The sequence below is a fragment of the Streptococcus sp. M334 genome, assembly GCF_000187745.1.
GTDB lineage: Bacteria > Bacillota > Bacilli > Lactobacillales > Streptococcaceae > Streptococcus.
On the sequence record NZ_GL732486.1, the window covers coordinates 70,132 to 91,607 of the forward strand.

The 21,476-nt window shown below is 36.3% G+C and carries 19 protein-coding genes, 4 pseudogenes and 1 other annotated feature; of the genes and pseudogenes, 20 read left to right on the top strand and 3 right to left on the bottom strand.

Translation table 11 applies throughout. The features are described 5' to 3' along the window. Window positions 1-363 (bottom strand): ISL3 family transposase (locus tag HMPREF0851_RS15450; protein ID WP_029693018.1); only part of this gene is annotated, 363 nt, incomplete at its 3' end. Between the two features lie 113 nt (window positions 364-476). After that, window positions 477-1,958: pseudogene (locus HMPREF0851_RS04935) on the bottom strand (oligosaccharide flippase family protein). A 124-nt stretch (window positions 1,959-2,082) separates the two neighbouring features. Here HMPREF0851_RS04935 and mecA point away from each other — a divergent pair. The 20 genes and pseudogenes from mecA to HMPREF0851_RS05025 all read left to right on the top strand — a co-directional run bounded on the left by mecA (window position 2,083) and on the right by HMPREF0851_RS05025 (window position 20,524). Further along, the gene (gene mecA / locus HMPREF0851_RS04940; protein WP_000782692.1) at window positions 2,083-2,820 is read left to right on the top strand and encodes an adaptor protein MecA; all 738 of its coding nucleotides are present in this window, start codon (window positions 2,083-2,085) and stop codon (window positions 2,818-2,820) included. Between the two features lie 151 nt (window positions 2,821-2,971). Next, window positions 2,972-4,258: a homoserine dehydrogenase gene (locus tag HMPREF0851_RS04945; RefSeq protein WP_000216353.1), complete on the top strand. Its 1,287-nt coding sequence runs from the start codon at window positions 2,972-2,974 to the stop codon at window positions 4,256-4,258. A gap of 1 nt (window position 4,259) precedes the next feature. Further along, complete coding sequence (gene thrB / locus HMPREF0851_RS04950; protein ID WP_000692441.1) at window positions 4,260-5,129, top strand: homoserine kinase; 870 nt, start codon at window positions 4,260-4,262, stop codon at window positions 5,127-5,129. Between the two features lie 100 nt (window positions 5,130-5,229). Beyond that, window positions 5,230-6,168 carry a peptide-methionine (R)-S-oxide reductase MsrB gene (msrB, locus tag HMPREF0851_RS04955; RefSeq protein WP_000818194.1) on the top strand — a complete coding sequence of 313 codons (939 nt, stop codon included), beginning with the start codon at window positions 5,230-5,232 and terminating at the stop codon, window positions 6,166-6,168. Window positions 6,169-6,223: 55 nt separating this feature from the next. Then, a complete protein-coding gene (locus HMPREF0851_RS04960) occupies window positions 6,224-7,948 on the top strand; it encodes an ABC transporter ATP-binding protein (RefSeq protein WP_000826206.1) in 1,725 nt (574 codons plus the stop codon). Between the two features lies 1 nt (window position 7,949). After that, window positions 7,950-9,698, top strand: a complete 1,749-nt coding sequence (locus tag HMPREF0851_RS04965; protein WP_001254281.1) for an ABC transporter ATP-binding protein — start codon at window positions 7,950-7,952, stop codon at window positions 9,696-9,698. 112 nt (window positions 9,699-9,810) lie between these two features. Next, window positions 9,811-11,075 (top strand): annotated as a pseudogene (locus tag HMPREF0851_RS04970) (TRZ/ATZ family protein). A 75-nt stretch (window positions 11,076-11,150) separates the two neighbouring features. After that, window positions 11,151-11,286 (top strand) — a sequence feature (ribosomal protein L10 leader region). A 37-nt stretch (window positions 11,287-11,323) separates the two neighbouring features. Beyond that, the gene (gene rplJ / locus HMPREF0851_RS04975) at window positions 11,324-11,824 is read left to right on the top strand and encodes a 50S ribosomal protein L10 (RefSeq protein ID WP_001287268.1); all 501 of its coding nucleotides are present in this window, start codon (window positions 11,324-11,326) and stop codon (window positions 11,822-11,824) included. A 72-nt stretch (window positions 11,825-11,896) separates the two neighbouring features. Continuing rightward, window positions 11,897-12,265: a 50S ribosomal protein L7/L12 gene (rplL, locus tag HMPREF0851_RS04980; protein WP_001196965.1), complete on the top strand. Its 369-nt coding sequence runs from the start codon at window positions 11,897-11,899 to the stop codon at window positions 12,263-12,265. Window positions 12,266-12,466: 201 nt separating this feature from the next. Next, window positions 12,467-12,640: a hypothetical protein gene (locus HMPREF0851_RS04985; RefSeq protein ID WP_083804063.1), complete on the top strand. Its 174-nt coding sequence runs from the start codon at window positions 12,467-12,469 to the stop codon at window positions 12,638-12,640. Beyond that, window positions 12,637-13,194: pseudogene (locus HMPREF0851_RS16245) on the top strand (replication initiator protein A); the annotation flags it as partial. The gene HMPREF0851_RS04985 and the pseudogene HMPREF0851_RS16245, both read left to right, overlap by 4 nt. Window positions 13,195-13,442: 248 nt before the next feature. Then, complete coding sequence (locus tag HMPREF0851_RS04990) at window positions 13,443-14,810, top strand: S8 family peptidase (RefSeq protein ID WP_001080213.1); 1,368 nt, start codon at window positions 13,443-13,445, stop codon at window positions 14,808-14,810. Window positions 14,811-14,939: 129 nt separating this feature from the next. Continuing rightward, window positions 14,940-15,623, top strand: coding sequence for a response regulator transcription factor (locus HMPREF0851_RS04995; protein ID WP_000276748.1), 684 nt, complete (start codon window positions 14,940-14,942; stop codon window positions 15,621-15,623). Next, the gene (locus tag HMPREF0851_RS05000; RefSeq protein WP_000592529.1) at window positions 15,616-16,959 is read left to right on the top strand and encodes a sensor histidine kinase; all 1,344 of its coding nucleotides are present in this window, start codon (window positions 15,616-15,618) and stop codon (window positions 16,957-16,959) included. The genes HMPREF0851_RS04995 and HMPREF0851_RS05000 overlap by 8 nt, the downstream gene beginning before the upstream one ends. Window positions 16,960-17,129: 170 nt before the next feature. Beyond that, complete coding sequence (locus tag HMPREF0851_RS05005) at window positions 17,130-17,816, top strand: ABC transporter ATP-binding protein (RefSeq protein ID WP_001025883.1); 687 nt, start codon at window positions 17,130-17,132, stop codon at window positions 17,814-17,816. Beyond that, window positions 17,813-18,553, top strand: a complete 741-nt coding sequence (locus tag HMPREF0851_RS05010) for a hypothetical protein (protein WP_000590350.1) — start codon at window positions 17,813-17,815, stop codon at window positions 18,551-18,553. Before HMPREF0851_RS05005 ends, HMPREF0851_RS05010 begins: the two co-directional genes overlap by 4 nt. Further along, the gene (locus tag HMPREF0851_RS05015; protein WP_000615442.1) at window positions 18,531-19,208 is read left to right on the top strand and encodes a hypothetical protein; all 678 of its coding nucleotides are present in this window, start codon (window positions 18,531-18,533) and stop codon (window positions 19,206-19,208) included. Before HMPREF0851_RS05010 ends, HMPREF0851_RS05015 begins: the two co-directional genes overlap by 23 nt. 186 nt (window positions 19,209-19,394) lie before the next feature. Further along, on the top strand, window positions 19,395-19,568 hold the full coding sequence (locus tag HMPREF0851_RS16140; RefSeq protein ID WP_156790859.1) for a hypothetical protein: 174 nt from the start codon (window positions 19,395-19,397) through the stop codon (window positions 19,566-19,568). A 1-nt stretch (window position 19,569) separates the two neighbouring features. Beyond that, on the top strand, window positions 19,570-20,100 hold the full coding sequence (locus tag HMPREF0851_RS05020) for a hypothetical protein (protein ID WP_009014145.1): 531 nt from the start codon (window positions 19,570-19,572) through the stop codon (window positions 20,098-20,100). Continuing rightward, window positions 20,093-20,524: a hypothetical protein gene (locus tag HMPREF0851_RS05025; RefSeq protein ID WP_000623950.1), complete on the top strand. Its 432-nt coding sequence runs from the start codon at window positions 20,093-20,095 to the stop codon at window positions 20,522-20,524. The genes HMPREF0851_RS05020 and HMPREF0851_RS05025 overlap by 8 nt, the downstream gene beginning before the upstream one ends. Window positions 20,525-20,768: 244 nt before the next feature. Here the strand turns inward: HMPREF0851_RS05025 and HMPREF0851_RS16375 are convergent. Then, a pseudogene (locus HMPREF0851_RS16375) lies at window positions 20,769-21,408 on the bottom strand (IS5/IS1182 family transposase); the annotation flags it as partial. Window positions 21,409-21,476: the final 68 nt, after the last annotated feature.

Below are 21,476 nucleotides of genomic sequence, written 5' to 3' on the forward strand. Positions count from 1 at the left end.
GGTCATAGAAGTTTTTTCAATCAGCTTCTGAGCAATCTTTTGGTTGATGATACGAGGGATTTGATGATTCTTCTTGACGATAGAAGTCTCAGCGACCATCATTTTTGAGCACTGATAGCAGTTAAAACGGCGTTTTCTAAGGAGAATTCTAGTAGGCATACCAGTTGTTTCGAGGTAAGGGAGCTTAGATGGTTTTTGAAAGTCATATTTCTTCATTAGACTTCCACAATCAGGACAAGAAGGGGCCTCATAATCCAGTCTAGCGATGATTTCTTTGTGGGTATCCCTATTGATGATGTCTATAATTTGGATATTAGGGTCTTTAATATCGAGTAGTTTTGTGATAAAATGTAATTGTTCCATATGATTCTTTCTAATGATGTTTTTGTCGCTTTTCATTATAGATCTTATGGGACTTTTTTTCTACAACAAAATAGGCTCCATAATATCTATAGGGGATTTACCCACTACGAATATTATAGAGACATTTTTATATTAGTAAGTACAAGATTGAGTGCATAGTGGAATGTTTTATCTTTTGTGATAAAAAGTATCAAGAGATAGTAGATTCCACAAGTTGCAATAGTCGAGAGAACCATGAGGATTATATTGAGGTTGACTGTATAAGAGTTGATTTGGAAAAGGAATTTAAATGTGAAATAGATGGGAATGAATCCGAGCGATACAATAGTATAGCGTGTTAAAGTAGTAAAGATTTCTTTTAAGTCAAGTAGATGATGTTTCTTGATAAAGTAAATTTCTAGTAGAACAACTACGGTTTCTGCAATAATAGTAGTAGCAATGTAATACTCTGGTGCAAAAATATTATTGAAATACAAGAGACTGTTGAGTAGGATATTGGCACCGCCACCAATAAAGTAAAAGGCTGTTAAACGATTTTCGTGGTCGTTGATGAAGATAATTTGTTTACCAAGGATTAACTCAATGGCCCAAATGATAGTCCGAAAAGCGAAGACACTAGTCACAATACCAGCTTCAAGGTATTTTTCAGAAGAGTAGATGACAGTTGCGTAGTTCCCTAATACCATAATCCCAATACTGGTTTGAATGATGAGGAAGTAAAAGAGGGCAGCGCCTTGATTTAGAAGATTCTTATAGGACTCGTAGTCTTTCTTACCGAGATAGTAGCCGAGACGTGGAATACTGACATTGATAGCTCCACTCAGGACACTGGCAATCAACATGACGATGCTGGAAGCAATGGTGTAATAAGAAATATAGTTTTCATCAGGTCCATTGGTTATGAATATTCTATCGAGCAGGCCATAGAGCATACTGGAATTTGCTAATAGCAGCATAGTAAAGAGAGGCTTAGATTCTTTGGTTAATTCCACAAAACTAATCTTAACGAATGAAACTTTTCTCTTGATCCAAAGAAAACTAAGTAGATAATTTAGAATAGTGGTGGTACTCATGACAATGGCATAAGGAACAATATCATCTGCTGTTTTTACAAAGGTGAAGATTCCAACTAACATAGAAATCCGGATAATTAAGGTCTTATATAGGATGAAGGCATAGTTTTCATAAGCCTCGTTCATCCATTCGATATTGAGGAATTGGAAGAGTGCCTGTGCACCTAAGATATAGTAGAGAACTTTAAGATTTTCAATGCTGGTGTCAAAAAAGATAATAAGGAAGTAGATACCAGTTGTCAGGATAGAAGTGAAAACAGAAATATAAAACAACTTAGAGAAAACATAGTTGATTTTATTCTTATCGTCCTTGACCTTACTGATAGCTCGAATCCCGTAGTTGTATACTCCAAAGGCGGCTAAAGGAATGACAAAGCTAGCCTAGGTATTTGCGGTATTGAAATAATCGTAGATGGATTTGCTGAGAATCCGTGTCAGATAAGGATTGGTTATCAGAGGAAAAACGATATTGAGAACATTGACTAGTAAGCTAGCCAGTGCATTAATTTTTATATTTTTCATTGTACTTTCTTTCTTGTATTGTAAAATGGTCTCTAGTATTATATCACATTCTCGCTTCATTCTTTTGATAAAATCGTAAAAATCTAGTATAATAGATAGAACTGAAAGTATGAGGTTACTAGCAATGAAAATGAAACAAATTAGTGATACAACTTTGAAAATAACGATGTCTTTAGAGGATTTGATGGATCGTGGCATGGAGATTGCTGACTTTCTCGTTCCTCAAGAAAAAACAGAAGAGTTCTTTTATGCTATCTTAGATGAGTTAGAGATGCCTGAGAGCTTTTTGGATACAGGTATGTTGAGCTTCCGTGTGACTCCAAAACCTGATAAGGTAGATGTCTTTGTAACCAAATCAAAGATTGACCAAAATCTAGATTTTGAAGATTTATCGGATTTACCAGATATGGAAGAATTGGCTCAAATGTCGCCAGATGAATTTATCAAAACCTTGGAAAAAAGCATCGCAGATAAAACCAAGGATGATATCGAAGCGATTCAATCTCTAGAGCAAGTCGAAGCCAAGGAAGAAGAGCAGGAGCAGGCTGAACAAGAAGTTGAAAGTAAGAAAGAGCCTTACATCTACTACATCCTTTCTTTTTCTAAGTTAGCTGATTTGGTGGCTTTTGCCAAGACAGTGACTTTTGAGATGGAAACTTCTGAACTTTACAAGATGAATGAGCGCTATTATTTGACCATTTTAGTGGATATTGAAAATCATCCAAGTCCATATCCAGCTTGGCTCTTGGCCCGTATGCGCGAGTTTGCAGATGATAGTGACATCAGTCGCTCAGTCTTGCAGGAGTATGGTCAAGTCTTGATGAATCACGATGCGGTGATTAATCTGCAAAAGATTGGATAACCCTTTCTGGAAAGCTATTTCCAGATTTTAAGAAGAGCGAATCGTTTGATTCGTTTTTTCTTTTTTAGACTGAAATAGTGATTTACTATAATAGGAATTTTCACAAAATTCTGTTATAATGGCTATATTAGAAAATTTCGAGGAGACAAACATGACAGTTAAAATTGCTTTACTAGGATTTGGTACCGTTGCAAGTGGTGTGCCTTTCCTCCTAAAGGAAAATGGAGAAAAAATCAATCAATCAGCACATTCAGAGATTGAAGTTGCTAAGGTATTGGTCAAGGATGAAGATGAAAAGAATCGCTTGCTTGCTGCTGGGAATGACTTTAACTTTGTAACCAATGTGGATGACATTTTATCAGACCAAGACATTACGATCGTAGTGGAATTGATGGGGCGTATCGAACCTGCTAAGACTTTTATCACTCGTGCCTTGGAAGCTGGGAAACACGTTGTTACTGCCAATAAGGACCTTTTGGCTGTCCATGGTACAGAATTGTTAGAAATCGCTAAAGAGCATAATGTAGCACTTTACTATGAAGCAGCAGTAGCTGGTGGGATTCCAATTCTTCGTACTTTAGCAAATTCCTTGGCTTCTGATAAAATCACGCGCGTGCTTGGGGTAGTCAACGGAACTTCTAACTTCATGATGACCAAGATGGTCGAAGAAGGCTGGTCTTACGATGATGCTCTTGCGGAAGCGCAAAGACTAGGTTTTGCAGAAAGCGACCCGACAAACGACGTAGATGGGATCGATGCAGCCTACAAGATGGTTATTTTGAGCCAATTTGCCTTTGGTATGAAGGTTGCCTTTGACGATGTAGCCCACAAGGGAATCCGCAACATCACACCAGAAGACGTAGCTGTAGCCCAAGAACTTGGCTATGTAGTGAAATTGGTTGGTTCTATCGAGGAAACTCCTTCAGGAATTGCTGCAGAAGTAACTCCAACCTTCCTACCAAAAGCGCACCCACTTGCTAGTGTGAATGGAGTAATGAACGCTGTTTTTGTAGAATCTATCGGTATTGGTGAGTCTATGTACTACGGACCAGGTGCTGGTCAAAAACCAACTGCAACAAGTGTTGTGGCGGACATTGTCCGTATCGTTCGTCGTTTGAATGATGGAACGATTGGCAAAGACTTCAACGAATACAGCCGTGACTTGGTCTTGGCTAATCCAGAAGATGTTAAAGCAAATTACTATTTCTCAATCTTGGCTCCAGACTCAAAAGGTCAGGTCTTGAAATTGGCTGAAATCTTTAATGCTCAAGATATTTCCTTCAAGCAAATCCTTCAAGATGGCAAAGAAGGTGACAAGGCGCGTGTTGTCATCATCACACACAAAATTAATAAAGCCCAGCTTGAGAATGTCTCAGCTGAGTTGAAGAAGGTTTCAGAATTCGACCTCTTGAATACCTTCAAGGTGCTAGGAGAATAAAATGAAGATTATTGTACCTGCAACCAGTGCCAATATCGGGCCAGGTTTTGACTCGGTCGGTGTAGCTGTAACCAAGTATCTTCAAATTGAGGTCTGTGAAGAACGAGATGAGTGGTTGATTGAACACCAGATTGGCAAATGGATTCCACATGACGAGCGTAATCTCTTGCTCAAAATTGCTTTGCAAATTGTACCAGACTTGCAACCAAGACGTTTGAAAATGACAAGTGATGTTCCCTTGGCGCGTGGCTTGGGTTCTTCTAGCTCGGTTATTGTTGCTGGTATTGAACTAGCCAACCAACTGGGCCAGCTCAACTTGTCAGACCATGAAAAATTGCAATTAGCGACCAAGATTGAAGGACATCCTGACAATGTGGCTCCTGCTATTTATGGTAATCTCGTTGTTGCGAGCTCTGTTGAAGGGCAAGTTTCAGCTATCATAGCAGACTTCCCAGAGTGTGATTTCCTAGCCTACATTCCAAACTATGAATTGCGTACTAGAGACAGCCGTGGAGTCTTGCCTAAGAAATTGTCTTACAAGGAAGCTGTTGCGGCCAGCTCTATTGCCAATGTGGCGGTTGCGGCCTTGTTGGCGGGAGACATGGTGACCGCTGGGCAAGCAATCGAGGGTGACCTCTTCCATGAGCGCTATCGTCAGGACTTGGTAAGAGAATTTGCAACCATTAAGCAAGTAGCCAAAGAAAATGGGGCCTATGCAACCTACCTCTCTGGTGCTGGGCCGACAGTTATGGTCTTGGCTTCTCATGACAAGATGCCAACGATTAAGGCAGAATTGGAAAAGCAACCTTTCAAAGGAAAACTGCATGACTTGAAAGTTGATACCCAAGGTGTCCGTGTCCAAGCAAAATAAAAAAATAGAAGACAGGATGGGGAAACCACTTGACCAGAGGGCTTCCTATCCTTTTTTTGAAAAGAAGTCTAGTTAAGAACTTGATAAAGGAGAAATAAAGATGGCAGAAATTTATCTAGCAGGCGGTTGTTTTTGGGGCCTAGAGGAATATTTTTCACGCATTTCTGGAGTGCTAGCAACCAGTGTTGGCTATGCTAATGGACAAGTCGAAACGACCAATTACCAGTTACTCAAGGAAACAGACCATGCAGAAACGGTTCAAGTAATTTACGATGAGAAGGTAGTGTCACTCAGAGAAATTTTGCTCTATTATTTCCGAGTCATCGATCCCTTGTCAATCAATCAACAAGGGAATGACCGTGGTCGCCAATATCGAACTGGGATTTATTACCAAGATGAAACAGACTTGCCAGCTATCTACACTGTGGTGCAGGAGCAGGAACGCATGCTTGGTCGAAAGATTGCAGTGGAAGTGGAGAAACTACGTCATTACATTCTAGCTGAAGATTACCACCAAGACTATCTTAAGAAGAATCCTTCAGGTTACTGTCATATTGATGTGACCGATGCTGAGCAGCCATTAATTGATGCCTCTAACTATGAAAAGCCTAGTCAAGAAGTGTTGAAGGAAAGTTTGTCAGCAGAGTCTTACCGTGTTACCCAAGAAGCTGTAACAGAGGCTCCGTTTAGTAATGCCTATGACCAAACTTTTGAAGAGGGCATTTATGTAGACATTACGACGGGTGAGCCACTCTTTTTCGCCAAAGATAAGTTTGCCTCAGGATGTGGTTGGCCAAGCTTTAGCCGTCCGATTTCCAAGGAATTGATTCATTATTACAAGGATATGAGCCATGGAATGGAGCGAATTGAAGTTCGTTCTCGGTCAGGTAATGCTCACTTGGGTCATGTTTTCACAGATGGGCCTCGGGAGTTAGGTGGACTTCGTTACTGTATCAATTCTGCTTCCTTACATTTTGTAGCCAAGGATGAGATGGAAGAGGCAGGATATGGCTATCTATTGCCATACTTAAACAAATAAAATTGAGAGGGTGGGTGCTTCCCACTTTCTTCATTTTAGAAAATAGAAGGGATTTATGAAACGCTTATTATCTTACTTCAAACCCTACATCAAAGAATCGATTTTAGCACCCTTGTTCAAGCTGTTAGAAGCTGTGTTTGAGCTCTTGGTTCCCATGGTGATTGCTGGGATTGTTGACCAATCTTTACCTCAGGGAGATCAAGGACATCTCTGGATGCAGATTGGTTTGCTCCTTATCTTTGCAGTGATTGGCGTTGTAGTGGCCTTGATAGCCCAGTTTTACTCAGCCAAGGCTGCGGTTGGATTTGCCAAAGGACTGACAGATGACCTTTATCGACATATTCTTTCCTTGCCCAAGGATAGCAGAGACCGTCTGACCACTTCTAGCTTAGTCACTCGCTTGACTTCGGATACCTACCAGATTCAAACTGGTATCAATCAATTCCTGCGTCTCTTTTTGAGAGCGCCTATTATCGTTTTTGGGGCTATCTTTATGGCCTATCGAATCTCAGCTGAGTTGACTTTCTGGTTTTTGGTTATGGTTGTCATTTTGACCATTGTCATCGTAGGGCTCTCTAGACTGGTCAATCCTCTCTACAGTGTTCTCAGAAAGAAAACGGACCAACTGGTTCAGGAAACGCGCCAGCAATTACAAGGGATGCGAGTTATTCGTGCTTTTGGGCAAGAAAAACGAGAGTTACAGATTTTTCAAACCCTTAACCAGGTCTATGCTAGATTACAAGAGAAAACTGGTTTCTGGTCTAGTTTATTAACACCTTTGACCTATCTGATTGTCAATGGAACTCTTCTCGTTATCATCTGGCAGGGCTATATTTCTATACAAGGAGGCTTACTCAGTCAAGGTGCTCTTATTGCCCTCATCAACTATCTCCTACAGATTTTGGTGGAATTGGTCAAGCTAGCCATGCTGATAAATTCTCTCAACCAGTCCTATATCTCTGCCAAGCGAATCGAGGAAGTTTTTGCTGAGGCTCCAGAAGATATTCATTCAAAATTAGAACAAAAGCAAGCTATCAGTAATCAGGTTTTACAAGTTCAAGAACTGACCTTTACCTATCCTGATGCGGCTCAGCCTTCTCTGAGAGATATTTCCTTTGATATGACTCAAGGGCAAATCCTTGGTATTATTGGGGGAACAGGTTCCGGTAAATCAAGTTTGGTGCAACTCATCCTTGGACTTTATCCAGCAGACAAGGGGAGCATTTACCCTTATCGAGATGGATCTAGTCCTAGTAATTTAGAGGAGTGGCGGTCTTGGATTGCCTATGTGCCTCAAAAAGTCGAGCTCTTTAAAGGAACCATTCGTTCCAACCTGACTCTAGGTTTACATCAAGAAGTAACTGACCAAGAACTCTTGCAGGCCTTGGAAATTGCGCAAGCTAAGGATTTTGTCAGTGATAAGGAAGGTCTCTTAGATGCCCTAGTTGAAGCAGGAGGGCGAAATTTCTCAGGCGGGCAAAAACAAAGGCTGTCGATCGCTCGAGCAGTCTTGCGCCAAGCCCCTTTTCTCATCCTAGATGATGCTACCTCCGCGTTGGATACCATTACGGAGTCCAAGCTCTTGAAAGCTATCCGAGAAAATTTGCCAAACACGAGCTTAATCTTGATTTCTCAACGAACCTCGACTTTACAGATGGCTGACCAGATTCTCCTCTTGGAAAAAGGTGAGCTTTTAGCTATCGGCAAGCACGAGGACTTGATGAAATCCAGTCAAGTCTATCGTGAAATTAATGCATCCCAACATGGAAAGGAGGACTAGCATGAGACGACAAACTGCAAACCAGACGCTCAAACGTTTGGCTAAAGATTTAGCAAGCCATCCTTTCCTCCTTTTCTTAGCCTTTCTAGGAACTATTGCTCAAGTTGGCTTATCAATCTACCTACCTATTCTGATTGGGCAGGTCATTGATCAGGTCCTAGTGGCTGGTTCTTCGCTAGTTTTTTGGCAGATTTTCATTCAGATGATCTTGGTGGTCATAGGAAATACCCTTGTGCAATGGATCAATCCTCTCCTCTATAATCGTCTAATCTTCTCTTATACCAAAGACTTGCGAGAGCGAATCATCCATAAACTTCATCGTTTACCGATTTCCTTTGTGGATCGCCAAGGCAGTGGAGAAATGGTCAGTCGGGTGACCACGGACATAGAACAGTTGGCAGCTGGCTTGACCATGATTTTTAACCAATTTTTCATTGGCGTCTTGATGATTTTGGTGAGTATTCTAGCCATGCTTCAAATTCATCTCCTTATGACCCTCTTAGTCTTGCTGTTGACGCCACTGTCTATGGTAATCTCGCGCTTTATTGCCAAACGCTCCTATCATCTCTTTCAAAAGCAAACAGAGACAAGGGGAATTCAAACTCAGTTGATTGAAGAATCTCTTAGCCAGCAGACCATTATCCAGTCCTTTAATGCTCAGGCAGAATTTATACAAAGGCTGCGTGAGGCTAATGACCACTACGCAGGCTATTCTCAGTCAGCTATCTTTTATTCTTCAACGGTTAATCCTTCGACTCGCTTTGTAAATGCGCTCATTTATGCTCTCCTAGCTGGAGTGGGAGCTTATCGTATCATGATAGGCTCTACTTTGACCATTGGACGTTTAGTGACCTTTTTGAACTATGTCCAGCAATACACCAAACCCTTTAACGATATTTCTTCCGTGCTAGCTGAGTTGCAAAGTGCTCTCGCTTGTGCAGAGCGTGTTTATGTTGTCTTAGAAAGTCCTGAGGTGGCTGAAAGTGGTAAGGAAGTCTTGACCAGTGACCAAGTTAAGGGAGCTATTTCCTTTAAACAGGTTTCTTTTGGCTACAATCCTGAAAAGATTTTGATTAAGGATTTATCTATTGATATTCCAGCTGGTAGCAAGGTGGCTATTGTTGGTCCGACAGGTGCTGGAAAATCAACCCTTATCAATCTCCTCATGCGTTTTTATCCTATTAACTTGGGAGATATCTTGCTAGACGGGAAATCCATTTATGACTATAGTCGTGCTTCTTTACGACAACAGTTTGGCATGGTGCTCCAAGAAACCTGGCTCAAGCAAGGGACCATTCATGACAATATTGCCTTTGGAAATCCTGAAGCCAGTCGGGAGCAGGTGATTGCTGCGGCAAAAGCAGCCAATGCCGACTTTTTCATTCAACAGTTGCCCCAGGGTTACGATACCAAGTTGGAAAATGCTGGAGAATCTCTCTCTGTCGGTCAGGCTCAGCTCTTGACCATCGCGCGAGTCTTTCTGGCTATTCCAAAGATTCTCATCTTAGACGAGGCGACTTCTTCCATCGATACACGGACAGAAGTTCTAGTACAGGATGCCTTTGCCAAACTCATGAAGGGGCGCACAAGCTTTATCATCGCCCACCGCTTGTCAACCATTCAGGATGCGGATTTGATTCTAGTCTTGGTGGATGGAGATATTGTTGAGTATGGCAATCATCAAGAACTAATGGTTCGAAAGGGCAAGTATTACCAAATGCAGAAAGCTGCGGCTTTTAGCTCTGAATAATCCTTTCTACTTTGAAATCTTATAGACAAAAGAAGTTGCCTTAGGGTGACTTTTTTGTTACAATAACTAGAAAAATGTGATGTAAAATTATCTATAGAAAAGGAGTGCCTCCATGAAAGTCTATCAGCATGTAAATATCGTGACTTGTGATCAAGATTTCCATGTCTATCTAGATGGAATCTTAGCCGTTAAGGGTTCTCAAATCACCTATGTCGGTCAAGAGAAACAAGAGATTTTAGATCAAGCTGAGCAGATTATAGACTATCAGGGAGCCTGGATCATGCCTGGTTTGGTCAATTGCCACACCCACTCTGCAATGACAGGTTTGAGAGGGATTCGAGATGATAGCAATCTTCATGAATGGCTCAATGACTATATATGGCCTGCAGAAGCAGAATTTACTCCCGACATAACTACCAAGGCGGTCAAAGAAGCGCTGACAGAGATGCTCCAGTCAGGAATAACAACCTTTAATGATATGTATAATCCCAATGGTGTGGATATTGAACGGATTTATCAGGCAGTGAAAGATTCCAAGATGCGTTGTTATTTCTCACCGACCCTCTTTTCTTTAGAGGGTGAAACAACTGCTGAGACCATTGCTAGAACACGAGCCATCATCGAGGAAATCTTAGGATATGAAAATCCAAATTTCAAGGTTATGGTGGCCCCACATTCTCCCTATAGCTGTAGTAGAGACTTGCTGGCAGAAAGCTTAGGTATGGCAAAAGAGTTGAATATTCCTGTTCATATTCATGTAGCGGAGACCAAGGAGGAATCAGGAATTATCCTGAAACGATATGGTAAACGTCCTCTTGCTTTTCTCGAAGAACTGGGTTACTTAGAGCATCCGTCTGTCTTTGCTCACGGGGTCGAATTAAACGAGCGAGAAATTGAACGTTTGGCGACTTCTCAAGTGGCTATCGCCCACAATCCTATCATATCAGCAATCTCAAATTAGCCTCAGGAATTGCTCCAATCATCCAACTCCAAAAAGCAGGAGTAGCAGTTGGGATTGCGACTGACTCGGTCGCTTCCAATAACAATCTAGATATGTTTGAGGAAGGAAGGACTGCAGCCCTTCTTCAGAAGATGAAAAGTGGAGATGCCAGCCAATTTCCTATCGAAACAGCTCTCAAGGCTCTGACAATTGAAGGAGCTAAGGTCTTAGGAATGGCAGAACAGATAGGAAGTCTAGAAGTTGGCAAGCAGGCAGATTTTCTCGTTATTCAACCACAAGGGAAAATCCATCTCCAACCCCAAGAAAATATTCTTTCTCACCTGGTTTATGCAGTTAAATCCAGTGATGTAGATGATGTTTATATCGCTGGAGAACAGGTTGTTAAGCAAGGTCAAGTTCTGACAGTAGAACTTTAAAAGAAAAATCACGAAAAAATTTTAAAAAAGTTTGCAAAAATCTTGCATTCTTTTTTTAACTATGCTATACTTATATACGGTTTGAAAAAACTGCCTAAGACAGTAGGGGAGCTCGACTCATAAATATCCTACCGAGGACAAAACGTATCATGTAAAAAGAAGCGTATTGTACTTTCGTGTCTAGGTTTGGGCGCGTTTTTCTTTTGAAAAATTTCCCAAGCAAAATAATTACGGAGGTGAACACACTAATGAGTGAAGCAATTATTGCTAAAAAAGCGGAACTAGTTGACGTAGTAGCTGAGAAAATGAAAGCTGCTGCATCTATCGTCGTTGTAGACGCTCGTGGTTTGACAGTTGAGCAAGATACAGTTCTTCGTCGTGAGCTTCGTGGAAACGAAGTTGAGTATAAAGTCATTAAAAACTCAATCTTGCGTCGTGCAGCTGAAAAAGCTGGTCTTGAAGAACTTGCATCAGTATTTGTTGGACCATCTGCAGTAGCATTTTCTAACGAAGATGTTATCGCACCAGCGAAAATCTTGAACGACTTTTCTAAAAACGCTGAAGCACTTGAAATCAAAGGTGGTGCAATCGAAGGCGCTGTCGCATCTAAAGAAGAGATTCTTGCACTTGCAACTCTTCCAAACCGCGAAGGACTTCTTTCTATGCTCCTTTCTGTACTTCAAGCGCCAGTGCGCAACGTTGCTCTTGCAGTCAAAGCGGTTGCAGAAAGCAAAGAAGACGCAGCTTAATTTTAAGCTATGTAGCGTAGCCTAGCTACGAAAATCTATTATAAATTTAAAACATATTTGGAGGAAATAACAATGGCATTGAACATTGAAAACATTATTGCTGAAATTAAAGAAGCTTCAATCCTTGAATTGAACGACCTTGTAAAAGCTATCGAAGAAGAATTTGGTGTAACTGCAGCTGCTCCTGTAGCTGTTGCTGCAGCTGGTGCTGCTGACGCTGGTGCTGCTAAAGATTCATTCGACGTTGAATTGACATCTGCAGGCGACAAAAAAGTTGGCGTTATCAAAGTTGTACGTGAAATCACAGGTCTTGGTCTTAAAGAAGCTAAAGAACTTGTTGACGGTGCACCAGCACTTGTTAAAGAAGGCGTTGCAACTGCAGAAGCTGAAGAAATCAAAGCTAAATTGGAAGAAGCTGGAGCTTCAGTTACTCTTAAATAAGAGGCATATACCAATTAGAATTCGGAATACGATAGTATCAGCCTTTTAGAATCGTGAACACATTTTAGAAACTGATAAATTAATTTAGTTTCCTACCAAAAACCCTACCAAAAATTAATTTGGCAGGGTTTTTCTTTTTAACAGATTTATCGTGGAGAACAGTTGAATATTGATCTCCTTTTTTTATTTTCTGGAGGAAAAATGACAAAAGAATTACAATCATCACGCTATATTGTCATTTCATTTTTAGTACGTGAAATGGGAATAGATATTATTGAGGCCATATTTATTATGGCTGAATTAGAAAAAAGTGGCTTGGTTCGCTTGGAATCAAGTGGAGATTTAATACTCAAAGAACTTGGAGGAGCGCTATGAAACGAATTACCGCAAATCAATACCAAACTTCAGAACGGTATTACAAATTACCTAAAATTCTTTTTGAGGATGAGAAATATATGGATATGAAACTAGAAGTAAAGGTGGCTTATTCTATTTTAAAAGATCGCTTAGAATTATCTCTCAGTCGTGGTTGGATAGATGAAGAAGGAGCAGTCTATTTAGTATTTTCTAATTCTAAACTGATGAAGCTGTTAGGTTGTTCTAAGTAAAAATTATTGTCCATCAAAAAGATTCTTAAAGAATATGACTTAATTGATGAAGTTCAACAGTCTTCAAGTGAGAAAGGAAGACTAGCTAATAAGATTTATTTGGGGGAGTTATCTTCTACCTCAGTAGCTAATTCAAACAGGCCTAGTGTAAAAAAAAGACTAGGGCGGGATAAAAATGAAACGGCCCCCGTCTCACATTCAGCCCCTAGTGAGACTGAAGTTAGCGATACTAAATATAGTGAGACTGATTCTTTATTTTTTGAGGATGAGGAGGAGAGGAATACTCAACCTATTTTGAGAAGAAAAGTAGAAATGGTCACATTTCTTCATCCTCTTTAACCTTTCTTTGCTTGTCTTGGTAGGTTGGGCAGGGTATAAGTGGAAGAAGGGATAGAAAATAATCTGAACAAGTTCAAAACTTATTCTGTTTTTTTGGGACATGAAAAATTTTAGAAATTGATTCTTTCTTAAATTTAAATTTCACTAGTAGTCTAAAGATGATTTTTCCTCTGAATAAAATCTGAATTTTCTCTGATATAATCTCTAACAAAAACATTAAGGAGGATTATATGAATAGAAAGTTCTTATTATCTGTTGGAGTATTATTTCCATTATTTTTTTCAGTCCATGGAGTTCAAGCGACTACTGGATCAGATTTTAAATATAATATATTACTGAAAGAGACAGAAGCAGTTGATACTATCCAACAAAAATTTATTAAACAGGGTATGCAAATTATTGATATTATTCCTGAAATAAATCTTATTACGGTTTCGACTGGAAAAAGTAAAGAAGAGATAAAGAAAGAAAATAATAATTCGATAAAAGAAATAGTTATTGATGGTATGATGAATGTAAAGCCTAATGTCACTTATCTGTATGGAGAAAGTGTAATTACAACTAACAATATGAATTTTTGGGATTATCAATGGGATATGCAAAAAAGTATTGGTACAGGTAGAAAATTTAGTCATAAATCTACGGGGGAAGCTACTATTGGTGTGATAGACTCAGGTGTTACTTACGATAACCCAGAAGTATCTTCAAATATTATTTCTGTCAAGAACTTTACAGCGGATTTGGAAACGGGCTTAATTGATAATCAAAATATATTAGATAAAACAGGCCATGGAACTTCTGTGGTTGGACAGATTTCATCAAACGGAGATTATTTAGGTATTGCTCCTGGAATGAAAGTTAGAATGTATCGAGTATTTGATAAAGGAAATGCACAAGATCAGTGGATATTAAAAGCAATTATTCAAGCAGCGAAAGATGATGTTGATGTTATTAATCTAAGTTTGGGTGAATACTTGCTAAAAAACTCAACTATAGAAGATGACCAAACAGCATTAATTAACATTTATCAGAGAGCAATCAATTATGCGTATAGTCAAGGTTCAATAATTGTTGCTTCAGTAGGTGATGAGGGTCTAGATTTAAATAATCAAGAATCATTGAAACATTACCTTGGAGAACTTAAGGGGAAGGATTATTCACATATAGATGGGAAAGTTATGGATATCCCTGCGGGATTAGACAATGTTGTGACAGTAGGGTCAGTAAATGATAACGATTTTGTATCTAGTTTTTCAAATAAAGGAAATAATGTAATAGATATATATGCAACAGGAGGAGGAAGTCATAAACTAGCAACAGTTGGATATGAACAGTGGGCAAATGATAAAACATTTGAAAAAGAATGGGTTATTGTACCGACACTTGAAGGGAAATATACTTATGCTTATGGGACATCCATTTCAACACCAAAGGTTTCAGCAGCACTTGGGTTAATCATTGAGAAATATCATTTGAAAGATCAACCAGATGAGGTAATTAAATTATTGTATGATAATTGCTGTATAGGTAATGACATTGACGGCACTCAAATTAGATTATTAAATATTACGAATTTTGTTCAAGATAGTGTAAAATAGATTTGTACTATTTTTTAAAAATATAATTTAAAAAATAAAGAACAATTACAAATTGATGTATTGAGACTATTCTTTGTCAAGAATACGGAGCTTTGCAGGTAGTTCTCTATAATATTTTGAGGTGATAGAATGTATAAGATATTAGTTGTAGATGACGATTTTGAAATTTTGAAACTGATGCGAACTATTTTAGAGATGAAAAACTATCAGGTAACGACGTATCAAGAAGTGACCGTACCAATCAATATTAATAATTTCAAAGGATTTGATTTGATTTTATTAGATGTAATGATGCCTAATATAGATGGTATGCAAATTTGTAAGCAGATTAGAAATAAAGTAAGCTCCCCTATTATTTTTGTTAGTGCAAAAGATACCGAAGATGATATAGTATCAGGATTGAATTTAGGAGGAGATGACTATATTACAAAACCTTTCAGCATCAATCAATTAATTGCCAAAGTTGCAGCAAATCTTAAACGAGAAGAACGATACAAACAAGGTGAATTAAGTAATCAAATTGTTCGAGAATTATCTCCAATAACGATTTATTTACAAGAAAAAATTGTTTGTATTAATGGAGATAGTCTTGCTTTTACAAGTAGGGAATATGATATCATAGAGCTATTATCTAGCAATCCAAGAAAAATTTTTACTGTACAAGATATATATGAAAACGTTTATGATGATGATGCTGAAACCCTCTTTCGTTCAATATCTGAGTATATTTATCAAATAAGATTAAAATTCTCATCCTATGGAATTAATCCTATAAAAACAGTTAGAGGTATGGGATACAAGTGGCATGATTAAGAAGAATAGTACAATTAGAGGACGCATAATAAGGACTGTTTTAGAACTAGTAACAGGTACGTTACTGAGTATTCTTTTATTTTTTGTATTTACTTATTTACTTGTTTTTACAGGACAATTAAATGTATACGGCTCTAAAATTGAAATTTCAGTGAGTGATACCAGCAATTTAAGTGATGTAGTTCAAGCAATGAATAACTCTATATTTGACTATGTTGTATTTAATCGCAAGACAGGTACAATTGAAGAGGGTAATTATCAAAAAAAGGATTTGCCTGCCTATCGAGAAGTTTTTGCTAAAAATGAATCTGTAAGTAATAGTGCAGTGTATTATGGGTATTATGCTAATTCAGAGATTGTACTTACTGTCAGGCAACCCATGATACCTGAGTTTGTTAATCCGAATTTGCGTCACATTTCATTTAATCTATTTTCTTATTTATTTTTCTTCGTTTTCGAAACAATTTTACTCATTTGGTCACTTACAAGATTAATAAAAGAATTTTCAAAAAATTTTCTACTTATACAAAAAAAAGCTTTAAACATGGGGCAGTTAACATTTAAAGATAAAAACATTCCTGCCCAAATACAAGAGTTCGATGAAATTCTTTCTGTATTATATCAAAAGGACGACGAGTTAACTAATCTACTCAAATCAGAGAGAAGGGAGAAGGAAGATTTATCTTTTCAAGTTGGTGCATTAGCTCATGATGTAAAAACTCCTTTAACCGTACTAAAGGGAAATTTAGAGTTGCTTGAATTAACTAATTTGACTGATCAACAGAAGGAATATACTCAGTCAATGAATAACAGTATAGTGATTTTTGAAAGATATTTTAGTTCAATGATTGATTATTCAAGATTACTAATTGAAGATAAAGATTATGGAGAACAGATATATTTACCTGATTTTTTAAGTGATCTGTCAGTAGAGGCGAAATCTGTAATGAATAATGCAAAGGTTGATTTCAAAATTATTAATACTACAACATTAATGTTTTTTAAGGGAAATCGTTTTAATTTAAATAGGGCATTAATTAATATTTTAGCAAATGCAGCAAGATATAGTTCTGGAGAAAAAAAAGTTACTCTTACTATCATTGAGGAAACAGAGTATATTAATTTTGGAGTGTGGAATAATGGTCTGCCTTTTACTGAACAGTCCTTATTAAATGCAGATAAGTTATTTTATACTGAGAATAAAGGTAGGAATAATAAGCACTATGGTTTAGGGTTAGCATTTGCTAAACAAGTTGCAACTAGACATTTAGGAGAATTGTTTTTATCAAATCCAGATAGAGGTGGCGCTCAAGTGACGTTGCTTATTAAAAAATAATTCTGTAAGGATATATTAGATAGCTTCCATATAATAGTTATGTATAAAAATAGATGGTTTTCTAAATTGAGGACTGTCTATTTTTTTAATTTTGTAAAATTGGAAATTCTGAACAAATTTTGAAAAATAAAGTATAACATACAAGTATAAAACAAGGAGGAATTATAGTTATGAATATACAAGTTCAAAAACTTAGAAAATCATATAAGGATAGAGAAGTACTGAAAAATATTTCTTTTGAAATAAAAGAGGGGAGTATTTGTGGATTATTAGGTATTAATGGTGCAGGAAAATCAACAATTATGAAGATTATTTTTGGTCTTGAAAATGCTGATAGTGGTACGGTTATTTTTAATGGGAAAAAAAATGCGGGTATATATGAGATTGGAGCGCTTATTGAAACTCCAGCTATCTACATGAACTTATCTGCTTATGATAACTTAAAAACAAGAGCATTGTTATATGACATTTCTGACGAACGAATTAATGAAGTATTAAACTTGATTGGGCTATCTAATACGGGAAAGAAAAAAGCAGGGAGCTTTTCTTTAGGTATGAAACAACGTTTGGGATTAGGTATGGCAATAATTACTAGTCCAGATTTGCTCATTTTAGATGAACCTACCAATGGATTGGATCCAGATGGTATAAAGGAATTGTTGAATTTAATGATTTCTTTAAAGAAATCAGGAATGACAATTCTTTTATCTAGCCATCAACTGTATGAAGTTAGTAAAGTGGCAGATAAAGTTGTTATTTTACATGATGGTCAAATTTTTTACGATGGTTCGAATGTTCAAAGTGATGATTTAGAATCTTTATTTATAAGAATTGTTCATGGAGGTGACGCAATATGATAAAAATATTTAAATCAGAATGGTTAAAACAGCGAAAAAATACATCCAAAAAATTCTTGATAATAGCTCCTGGATTGTCGATTTTAATAGCTGTATTACTTGTTGGACCGAGTATTCTAGAAAGTTTTTCAATATATTGGTGGGAAGCCGTCTTTTTGTACACGCTTATTGGATTGTTATTTTTATATGATTATAAAGCAGAAGAAGCTGCAGGAAACTTCCAGAATATATACTTTCGAAATGATAGCATAAAAATATATATCGTAAAGATACTTTTAAAATTAAAAGATTTACTCATTTCGAACGTATGGTTTTTAGCTATATTATTATTTACAAGTAATTTTTTGTATGGCGACTTAATATCATTGAATATAATTGGTGACTTAATTTGTTTAGTACTTATTTCGATAACATCCATATGGGTATTGCCACTCTTGTATCTATTTTCGAAACGGATCAACCCCTATATCTTAGTATCGATTAACTCCTTGATTTGTTTTTTGGTTGCACCTTTTATCGCTCAAAGTAGCTTTTGGTTCTTCTTTCCTTTTACATATCATTATAAAATTGCTTATAGTCTTATGTATATAAAACCGTCAGGAGATTTAGATTTAACAAATCATGTAACAGACGTTAAAATGGTAGTATTTACCGTATTTCTATCATTGATTCTATTTATTGTTTCTTTGTTAATGTTAAATTGGAGGTTAAGTAATGATCCAATTGCTAAAAAGTGAAATGATTAAATTTAAAGGTTCGTATCAACTATACATTATTTTGATTTTGTCTACTATACAACTATTGACAATTCCAATTTACATATTATCTGTAAATAACACAATTGTATTGGAAAATATTATCTTTTTACCCATGTTAGGCTATTGTATGATAACTACGATAATCACTTTATTAGTATCTGAACAAGAAATCAATGCTAATAATTATCAGAATATTAAAGGCTCGAGAAATACAGCCAGTATATGGGGAGCGAAAATTTTTGTGTTAGATTTACTATTATCTTTACTTACTATTCCTTTATGGGTAGTTGTAGGTATAGAGTTAGAACACTTTTCATATTATTTTTACGTAGGAATAGTTAGTTGGTTATTACTAATATTGCTAAATCATTTCCACATGCTATTGACATTGTTTATTGCGAAAGGTGGCAATTTACTTATTGCTGTTGTAGAAAGTTTATTTATATTATTTGCAACAAATAAAGTTTTTCTTAATATTTTTTGGATTCCAGTAATTTTACCAGTTAATATAATTTTAGAAAATAATTTTAGAAGCACAACTAATTTATTAGCTTTAACTTTTTATGTTGTATTATTGTTTGTTGCTAATTTAGTAATTGTGACCAGAAAAGGCGCTCAATCATATACTAAGTAGAGTAATTTTATATCTGAAAAATCATAGCCATTCGTCATACGGGTGGCTTATTTGTCATACAACAGGTATGTCGTAATCTAGTAAGTTCCAAACTACCGGCAAACTATTCTCTACTAGATTTTTTAAGTGAAATTCCTTGACAAAAGTTATACATAGTTGTACTATATAAGTATAGAAGGGAAACAGATGAACGCAGGTGACAGATGTGGTGCTTGTGTTTTTATTTGTAATCATAAGGAGGAGAATATGGTTTTAAATACTTCCAAAAGTATGTTAGATAAGATTGCTTGGCTTAACAAGCAAGAAGATATTACTAAGTTCTCAAAGTTACAACTACAAAAAATTCTTGTTTCTATATGAAATGTTTCAATTTGTAGAAAAAAAAGACTCTGATTTTACATATTTAAAAGCTTATAAAAATGGACCAGTATTTTCAAATTTTTACGGTGATATCACCTATAGAGAAGCTGAAGTTCAAGATTATCTTAAACAAAAACAATGTGATTTTGATATTGATGAAAGTAATGCTAGAATAAGTCAATTTATTATTAATACACTGACAGATTCCGAGTTATCTGATTTGACGCATCAATTTAAAATGTGGTCTACTCATAAAGAAGAAATTGATGCTGGAAAAAAACAAATTCCAATGAGCGAAAAAGATATTACAGATGATGATATTGAAATTTTAGACCTTTTAAAAAGTTCGGAGCCTGACTACGACTATGAAATTTTAAGGATAGATCAAAAGAATTTTGTATTTTCAAAAGAGGATTTTATGAATTTAAACGAGGAACATTTAGAATTGCTGGATTCGTTAAGTACAAACGAGGAATTGTTGAATCCAGTTTATGTTGAAGTCGAATCAAGTGGGAGATTAGTCATTGATTAGCAAGAAGGATGTTATTAAGGTTTTAATGCCTTTCCCCGATGTAAATTCTGATTTAGCCTTAATAAGGCATTATTATATCTGTCATTCAAATGTTCAAAATAACAAGATATTGTTTAAGTGTCAAACTCATAAGGCTACGATGATAGCTAAATGTGGAGGAAATAAAAAGTTCAGAGAAAGTTATTTTTTGATAAGGGCAGGGGATAAAGTTCCATTTGTCCGCAATACAGTAGTGGATAAAAAACAGATTTTTAAATTAAATAATACTATGATACCTAAACTATATCTATCTCCTGAAAAACCAAGTGATATCCCAGAACAGATTTATGAAAATATAGTGAAGGAGATTATTACAGATAGTAAGCCAGCAATAAGAACGATTAATAAAGAAAAATTCATAAAACTTAATACCGAATGTAAATAAAAATAAGATAATAGAGACTGGGAAAAAGTCTTTAAAAGCAAAAAATACATAATATTAGGTATCTAAAATAGGCGCCATAAGTTTTCTAATGATAAAAGACTAAAGCGAACATTACTCTAACAAGTATTTTTATGGCATAGTTAAGGATCAGATATTTGAAGTATGATTATTAGTACGTCTCGCTCAGTAAAGTGCGAAATAAATAGACCATTCGCAAATATTTTTTTCGATTGTGATAAGGTTATTCCTTAATCTGAAAAGTTTTAAACTTAGTATTAAAATACTCAATTTTAATTCGTATTGTAGCCCTCTCTCTATTAAACTGCTTATCCTCTTCAGTTAATGGATGATTTTTAGAATTTTTAATAGGAATAAAGGTATTCTCGTGAAGATTTACAATGCCTAAATAATTCAAATATACACAAACAGGTGATTTTTTCTGTTAAACTATGACCCATTTTTTCTTTAAAGTGAGTAAAATCATGCGTATGACCATCTGAAAAAAAAAAACTAATTGTGGTATGCATGATGTATTTTTAAAGCGAGTCTGATTTATGTCTTTATGTTGTGTTTCTTTTAGGTCGTTGAAAAGGACTTTCTGTGACATCTATAGCTATTCTTCTAAGTTGTCTAAGTAAAATCGACTTGAAGAAAGAAGAGTATCTTCTCCCCATGTTATTGTTTTGTTGACTGTAGCTATTCCATTACCCAACTCAAAATCTAGAAGATGTTGAGTTGGGTAATAGAGTGAATAACGCAAGGTTAATATCAACTGTTCTTCTAGACTTAATGTTTTTGGCGTCCTTCTTTGCAGTTTTTGGATTTATAAGTCGTATCTAGATAGGATATCATATTTTGTAAGTCGTCTTTTTGACACTAATCAATAATTTAAAGTTCTAAGGAGTTAGTTACAGTTTTTTTAGTATATTATTCTTATAACTACAGTATATTA

Excerpts from the sequence above, each read along its gene's own strand:
- mecA (WP_000782692.1), top strand. The coding sequence starts at position 2,083 with ATGAAAATGAAACAAATTAGTGATACAACTTTGAAAATAACGATGTCT.
- HMPREF0851_RS04945 (WP_000216353.1), top strand. The coding sequence starts at position 2,972 with ATGACAGTTAAAATTGCTTTACTAGGATTTGGTACCGTTGCAAGTGGT.
- thrB (WP_000692441.1), top strand. The coding sequence starts at position 4,260 with ATGAAGATTATTGTACCTGCAACCAGTGCCAATATCGGGCCAGGTTTT.
- msrB (WP_000818194.1), top strand. The coding sequence starts at position 5,230 with ATGGCAGAAATTTATCTAGCAGGCGGTTGTTTTTGGGGCCTAGAGGAA.
- HMPREF0851_RS04960 (WP_000826206.1), top strand. The coding sequence starts at position 6,224 with ATGAAACGCTTATTATCTTACTTCAAACCCTACATCAAAGAATCGATT.
- HMPREF0851_RS04965 (WP_001254281.1), top strand. The coding sequence starts at position 7,950 with ATGAGACGACAAACTGCAAACCAGACGCTCAAACGTTTGGCTAAAGAT.
- rplJ (WP_001287268.1), top strand. The coding sequence starts at position 11,324 with ATGAGTGAAGCAATTATTGCTAAAAAAGCGGAACTAGTTGACGTAGTA.
- rplL (WP_001196965.1), top strand. The coding sequence starts at position 11,897 with ATGGCATTGAACATTGAAAACATTATTGCTGAAATTAAAGAAGCTTCA.
- HMPREF0851_RS04985 (WP_083804063.1), top strand. The coding sequence starts at position 12,467 with ATGACAAAAGAATTACAATCATCACGCTATATTGTCATTTCATTTTTA.
- HMPREF0851_RS04990 (WP_001080213.1), top strand. The coding sequence starts at position 13,443 with ATGAATAGAAAGTTCTTATTATCTGTTGGAGTATTATTTCCATTATTT.
- HMPREF0851_RS04995 (WP_000276748.1), top strand. The coding sequence starts at position 14,940 with ATGTATAAGATATTAGTTGTAGATGACGATTTTGAAATTTTGAAACTG.
- HMPREF0851_RS05000 (WP_000592529.1), top strand. The coding sequence starts at position 15,616 with ATGATTAAGAAGAATAGTACAATTAGAGGACGCATAATAAGGACTGTT.
- HMPREF0851_RS05005 (WP_001025883.1), top strand. The coding sequence starts at position 17,130 with ATGAATATACAAGTTCAAAAACTTAGAAAATCATATAAGGATAGAGAA.
- HMPREF0851_RS05010 (WP_000590350.1), top strand. The coding sequence starts at position 17,813 with ATGATAAAAATATTTAAATCAGAATGGTTAAAACAGCGAAAAAATACA.
- HMPREF0851_RS05015 (WP_000615442.1), top strand. The coding sequence starts at position 18,531 with ATGATCCAATTGCTAAAAAGTGAAATGATTAAATTTAAAGGTTCGTAT.
- HMPREF0851_RS16140 (WP_156790859.1), top strand. The coding sequence starts at position 19,395 with ATGAACGCAGGTGACAGATGTGGTGCTTGTGTTTTTATTTGTAATCAT.
- HMPREF0851_RS05020 (WP_009014145.1), top strand. The coding sequence starts at position 19,570 with ATGTTTCAATTTGTAGAAAAAAAAGACTCTGATTTTACATATTTAAAA.